At 71.1% G+C, this 6,460-nt stretch carries 3 protein-coding genes and 1 pseudogene; 2 read left to right on the forward strand and 2 right to left on the reverse strand.

Annotated elements, in window-relative coordinates; genetic code table 11:
* Positions 1-262 precede the first annotated feature (262 nt).
* Positions 263-3,409 carry an isoleucine--tRNA ligase gene (ileS, locus tag C1I95_RS30940; RefSeq protein WP_111219247.1) on the forward strand — a complete coding sequence of 1,049 codons (3,147 nt, stop codon included), beginning with the start codon at positions 263-265 and terminating at the stop codon, positions 3,407-3,409.
* A gap of 161 nt (positions 3,410-3,570) precedes the next feature.
* Positions 3,571-4,269: a lysophospholipid acyltransferase family protein gene (locus tag C1I95_RS30945; RefSeq protein ID WP_111219249.1), complete on the forward strand. Its 699-nt coding sequence runs from the start codon at positions 3,571-3,573 to the stop codon at positions 4,267-4,269.
* A gap of 8 nt (positions 4,270-4,277) precedes the next feature.
* Here C1I95_RS30945 and C1I95_RS30950 read toward each other — a convergent pair whose 3' ends face one another.
* The gene (locus tag C1I95_RS30950; RefSeq protein ID WP_111219251.1) at positions 4,278-5,753 is read right to left on the reverse strand and encodes a cryptochrome/photolyase family protein; all 1,476 of its coding nucleotides are present in this window, start codon (positions 5,751-5,753) and stop codon (positions 4,278-4,280) included.
* A gap of 52 nt (positions 5,754-5,805) precedes the next feature.
* Positions 5,806-6,460, reverse strand: a pseudogene (locus C1I95_RS30955) (hypothetical protein); the annotation flags it as partial.

Genomic DNA, 6,460 nt, shown 5'->3' on the forward strand with positions numbered 1-6,460 from the left:
GGTGGGGGGTGGGTATCATCGCGGGTGTATGGCGATGATCCGGCTATCACCGGTGAGCCTCCGGAAGAACGGCCGGGTGACCGGCTCAGTAGAACCGGACGGGTCCGGCCCGTCACAGCCGGTCAACGAGCGGGCGGTCGTTCCTGGCCGTCAAGCGGGGTGGTACCGCGGGTCCGGCCCGGGGCGCCGGTGACGGCGTACCGGACAAGGGCTCGTCCTCGCAGACCCACGACGAGTGAGCTGCTGAGGAGAGCGACCCCCGATGGCCTATCCGTTGCACGACCCGACCGCCGGCGGCGTCCCGGCGAGCCCGGACCTGCCCGCGGTCGAGCGCCGGGTCCTGGAGCACTGGACGGCCGACAAGACCTTCGAGGCGTCCGTGGAGGCCAGGCCGGCCGGCGCTGAGGGGAAGAACGAGTACGTCTTCTACGACGGTCCGCCGTTCGCCAACGGCCTGCCGCACTACGGCCACCTGTTCACCGGGTACGTCAAGGACGTGGTGCCGCGTTACCAGACCATGCGCGGCCGGCGGGTGGAGCGGCGCTTCGGTTGGGACTGCCACGGCCTGCCCGCCGAGGTGGTGGCCGAGAAGCAGCTCGGCATCACCAGCAAGGCGGAGATCCTCGACCTCGGCGTGGCCCGGTTCAACGAGGCGTGCCGCACCTCGGTGCTGGAGTTCACCCATGACTGGGAGCGGTACGTCACCCGGCAGGCTCGCTGGGTCGACTTCGCCAACGACTACAAGACCCTCGACCTGGACTACATGGAAAGCGTCATGTGGGCCTTCAAGACCCTGCACGACAAGGGTCTGGTCTACGAGGGCTTCCGGGTGCTGGCGTACTGCTGGCGGTGCGAGACGCCGCTGTCGAACACCGAGACCCGGATGGACGACGTCTACCGGGACCGGCACGACCCGACGCTGAGCGTGTGGTTCGAGCTGACCGCGGACGAGACCGCGCCGGAGCTGGTCCGCGGGCCGGTCCGGCTCGGCGTCTGGACCACCACGCCGTGGACCCTGCCGTCGAACCTGGCGCTCGCCGTCGGCCCCGACATCGAGTACGCGGTGCTCGAACGCGACGGGCAGCGCTACCTGGTGGGCGCCGCGCGGCTGGGCGCGTACGCCAAGGAACTGGAGGGGTACCAGCAGGTCGGCACGGTACGCGGCGCCGACCTGGTGGGGCGCCGGTACACGCCACTGTTCGACTTCCTGGTGGAGCACGCCGGTGAGAACGCCTACCAGGTGCTCGGCGCGGAGTTTGTGACCACCGAGGACGGCACCGGGATCGTCCACCTGGCCCCGGCCTTCGGCGAGGACGACCAGAACGTCTGCAACGCGGCCGGCATCCCGACCATCGTCACCGTGGACGACCACACCCGGTTCACCGGGCTCGTCCCGCCGTACCAGGGCGAGCAGGTCTTCGACGTCAACAAGCCGGTCATCCGGGAGCTGAAGGACCGGGGGGTGGTGCTCAAGCAGGACACCTACACCCACTCGTACCCGCACTGCTGGCGCTGCGACACCCCGCTGGTCTACAAGGCGGTGTCGTCCTGGTTCGTCGCGGTGACCCGGTTCAAGGACCGGATGGTCGAGCTGAACCAGCAGATCAACTGGACGCCGGGGCACATCAAGGACGGCTCGTTCGGCAAGTGGCTGGCCAACGCCCGGGACTGGTCGATCAGCCGGAACCGGTTCTGGGGCTCGCCGATCCCGGTGTGGCGCTCGGACGACCCGAACTACCCCCGGGTGGACGTCTACGGGTCGCTGGCCGAGCTGGAGCGGGACTTCGGCGTACGCCTGACCGACCTGCACCGGCCGGCGGTGGACGACCTGGTCCGTCCCAACCCGGACGACCCGACCGGAAAGTCCATGATGCGCCGGGTGCCGGAGGTGCTGGACTGCTGGTTCGAGTCCGGCTCGATGCCGTTCGCCCAGGTGCACTACCCGTTCGAGAACCGCGACTGGTTCGAGCACCACTACCCGGGCGACTTCATCGTCGAGTACATCGGGCAGACCCGCGGCTGGTTCTACACCATGCACGTGCTGGCCACCGCGCTGTTCGACCGACCGGCGTTCCGGAACTGCCTCAGCCACGGCATCCTGCTCGGCTCCGACGGGCGCAAGATGTCCAAGAGCCTGCGCAACTACCCGGACGTGTACCACGTCTTCGACTCGTACGGCTCGGACGCGATGCGCTGGATGCTGATGTCCTCGCCGGTGCTGCGCGGCGGGGACATGGCGGTGACCGAGTCGGGGATCCGGGACGCCGTCCGGCAGGTGCTGCTGCCGCTCTGGAACGTCTGGTACTTCTTCTCGCTCTACGCCAACGCCGACGGGTACACCGCCCGGCGCCGGACCGACTCGACGCATCTGCTCGACCGGTACCTGCTGGCGAAGACGAACGAGCTGGTGTCGACCGTCGGCGCGCAGATGGACGCGTACGACATCTCCGGTGCCTGCGCCACCGTCCGGTCCTACCTGGACGCGCTGACCAACTGGTATGTGCGCCGCTCGCGGGACCGGTTCTGGAGCGGGGACGCCGACGCGTTCGACACGCTGTCGACGGTGCTGGAGACGCTCTGCCGGGTGGTGGCGCCGCTGGCACCGCTGACCGCGGAGGAGATCTGGCGCGGGTTGACCGGCGAGCGGTCGGTGCACCTGGTGGACTGGCCGCAGGCCACCGAGTTCCCGGCCGACCACGACCTGGTGGCCGCGATGGACGCCACCCGGGCGGTCGCCTCGGCGGCGCTGTCGCTGCGTAAGGCGAAGGGGCTGCGGGTGCGGCTGCCACTGTCGAAGCTGACCGTGGCCTCGCCGGTGGCCGACCAGCTGCGTCCCTTCGCCGACCTGGTCGCCGACGAGGTCAACGTCAAGCAGGTGAAGTTCACCGACGAGGTGTCGGCGTACTGCCAGCAGGTGCTGACCGTGGTGCCCCGGGCGCTCGGGCCCCGGGTCGGCAAGCAGGTGCAGCAGGTGATCAAGGCGGTCAAGGCGGGGGAGTGGGAGCTGGTCGACGGCGCCCCGGTCGCCGCCGGCGTCACCCTCGCCGAGGGTGAGTACGAGCTGCGCCTGGTCGCGGCCGACGCCGAGCACTCGGCGCCGCTGCCCGGTGGCGAGGGGGTGGTGGTGCTGGACACCACGGTCACCCCCGAACTGGCCGCCGAGGGGCTGGCCCGGGACGTCGTCCGGGTGGTGCAGCAGGCCCGCCGGGACGCCGACCTGGACGTCTCCGACCGGATCGTGGTGTCGGTGTCGGCCTCCGAGGAGGTCCGGGCCGCGGTGTCCGGGTACGCCGACTTCGTGGCCGGGGAGGTGCTCGCCGACAGCGTCGACTTCGCCGAGGGGATCGACGGCTTCGCCGGCGAGGTCGGCGACGGCGAACGGGTCACGGTCGCCGTCCGCCGAGCCTGACGGGAAAGGAGGGGCCCCTTATTAACGCCTGAGGCGGTAAAGGGGCCCCTTCTTAACACCCGTCACCCAGCCAGCGGACGCGGCCCACCTCGCGCATGATGGTGTGCGGCGGTCCGCTACGGTGACACCGCCCTTACCTCACTCGATCTGCCGGAGGACCAGTGCCGCTGCTCTACACCATCGGCAAGCTCACCGTGGGGCCGACGATGCGGCTGGCGTTCCGACCGACCGTGGAGGGGCTGGAGCACGTACCGGAGACCGGCGGGGCGATCTTCGCCGGTAACCATCTCTCGGTGGCCGACGAGTTGTTCCTCGGCTCGGTCGTGCCGCGGCACCTGGCCTTCTGGGCCAAGTCCGAGTACTTCAAGGGGACCGGCGTCAAGGGTCGGTTCTCCAAGTTCGTGCTCACCGGCCTCGGCGCGATTCCGGTGGAGCGAGCCGGCGGCCGGGCCGCGCTGTCCGCGTTCGACGCCGCCATTCCGGCGCTCAAGGGCGGTGACCTGGTGGTGGTCTACCCGGAGGGCACCCGCTCGCCCGACGGGCGGCTGTACCGGGGGCGCACCGGGGCGGTCCGTCTCGCCATCTCGGCCGGCGTGCCGATCATCCCGGTCGGCATGATCGGCACCGACAAGGTGCAGCCGATCGGTGCCCGGCTGCCGCGACCCTTCACCGGCAAGATCACCGTCAAGTTCGGCAAGCCGCTGGACTTCACCGGCCGGCCGGACGACCGGCTCTCGCTGCGGCAGATGACCGACGAGATGATGGGCGAGATCCAGAAGCTCACCGGCCAGGAGTACGTGTCCCGGTACGCCCCGCCCCGAGCCCAACCGCCGGCCGCCGACGGACCCAACGGCGGCTGATCCCACGGTCAGGGTGGGGCCGCGCCGCGGCGGCCCTCCTGGGCGCGTACCTGGTCGACGTCGCCGAGCCGGTCCAGTTGGGCCATGGCGCGGGCCAGCCGGGCGTTGCCCGGGATCCGGTCCCGGTTGCGGGACAGGAACGACCAGTAGCCGGCGGTGAAGGGGCAGGCGTCCTCGCCCAGTCGGGTCTTCGGGTCGTACCGGCAGCCGCCGCAGTAGTCGCTCATCCGGTTGATGTACGCGCCGCCCGCCACGTACGGCTTGGTGCTCATCCGCCCGAGGTCGGCGTACTGGCTCATGCCGACGACGTTGACGGTCATCACCCAGTCGTAGCCGTCAACGAAGCTGCGGTGGAAGAAGTCCACCATCTCCGCCGGTCGCCAGCCGCGTTGCAGTGCGTAATTGCCCAGCACCATCAGCCGGGGAATGTGGTGCACCCAGCCGTGCTCGCGCAGGTCGGACAGGACGCCCGACAGGCAGCGCGCCTGCACGGCCTCGGCGTCCAGGTCGCGGAACCAGGCCGGCACCGACTGCCGGGCGGCCAGCGCGTTGCCGCGCCGGTAGCCGGAGTCGAAGTACCAGTACAGGTTCCAGACGAAGTCCCGCCAGCCGAGGACCTGCCGGACGAAACCCTCCACGCTGGGCAGCGGCGCGCCCTGCTTGCGGTACGCCTGCTCCGCGGCCCGGATCGCCGCCATCGGATCGAGCAGCCCGAGGTTGAACGAGGAGGACAGCAGACTGTGCGCCAGCCACGGATCGTCCGCGAGCATCGCGTCCTCGTACGGGCCGAACGAGGGCAGCCGGTGCTTGAGGAAGTGCCGTAGCCGGGCCTGCGCCTCGCGGGTGGTGACCGGGAAGCGGCGTGGGCCGTCCCGCCCGACGAACCGGATGCCCTCCCGTTCCCACCGGTCGAGGTCGGCCCGGACCTCGGCGTCGATGTCGTCCTCGCGGGGCATCGGCGGAGGCGGCACGGCGAGGCGGTCGGCGCCCTTCGGCGGGGGCTGGCGGTTCTCGGTGTCGAAGCTCCACCGCCCGCCGACCGGCTCGTCGCCGTCGACCAGCACCCGGTGGTGCTCCCGGGCGAACCGGTAGAACGCCTCCATCCGCAACGCACCCCGCCGGCCGTCCGCCCAGTCGGCGAACTCGTCGAGGCCGGTGACGAAGCCGCGCGGCGGCAGCACGGTGACCCGGTCCAGTCCGCGGACGAAGTCCAGGGCGGCCCGGGAGGTCGGGTGGCAGACCTCCAGTGGTTCGCGTACCCCGCGCAGCGCCTGCCGGTATGTCTCGGCGCGGAGGAAGACCGCCTGCTCGCCAAGCTCGGCCGCGCGGTGGCGCAGTGCCGACAGCACCAGGTGCGCCTTCTGCCGGTGGAACGCGCGACGCCGGAAGACCGCCTTGGACTCGATCAGCAGCACCGGATGGTGGCGATCGTCGAGGAAGTGCGGCCCCAACTGGTCGGCGAAGAGCCAACGCCGCGACGGCATGCCCCAATTGTCCCACATTGGAGCGTCGGTGTGCGCGAGGCTGGCCCGCCGGTCAGCCGTTCGTGTTGACGATCTGCTCCCGCAGGGTGCCGAGCAGCCGGGCGCTGTCGTCCACCGAGAGGTCGGTGAAGACCGCACTGGCGATGCTGCCGTGGTCGACCGAGGTGCAGACCACCACTCCGACGCCGTCGGAGCGACCCACCGCGCAGCGCTCGTGCCGGCCCCGGACGCTGTTCTCCACGACCTGCGCCTCGCCGAGGGCGTACTGCTCGGTGAGCCGTTCGATCTCGGCGTCGGCGTCCGCCGAGGGGGTGAGCCGGAAACCGGTGCCGCCGAAGACGGCCACCCGCTTGCCGGCGCGGGTGGTGTAGATGCCGGCGAAGGTGTCCTCGGCGAGCCAGTGCGCCTGGCGCACCTGCGTCTCCAACTGCCGGGCGGTCTGCGTGCTGCGCGCGTCCTCGCGCAGTTGCAGGTCGGCCACCTGCGCCGGCAGCGCGGCGCTCGCCGGGTACTGCGCGACCATCGGCGTGCCGTAGTAGGCCGGGCAGCCGCAGCAGCAGGCCAGGGCCAGCAGCAGCACCCAGGGCCAGCGGCGCCGCTTGCGGACGGCGACCGGGACGTACCCCGGGGGTGCCTGCCAACCGGGCGGCGGCGCGACCGGCCGCGCCTGCCTACCCGGCCTGCCAGGAACGGCCGCGGGGATCGGA

It is taken from the genome of Micromonospora craterilacus (assembly GCF_003236315.1).
Taxonomy (GTDB): domain Bacteria; phylum Actinomycetota; class Actinomycetes; order Mycobacteriales; family Micromonosporaceae; genus Micromonospora; species Micromonospora craterilacus.

Bases quoted from the DNA above. Each gene is read 5' to 3' on its own strand.
- ileS (WP_111219247.1), top strand. From the start codon at position 263: ATGGCCTATCCGTTGCACGACCCGACCGCCGGCGGCGTCCCGGCGAGC.
- C1I95_RS30950 (WP_111219251.1), bottom strand. From the start codon at position 5,753: ATGCCGTCGCGGCGTTGGCTCTTCGCCGACCAGTTGGGGCCGCACTTC.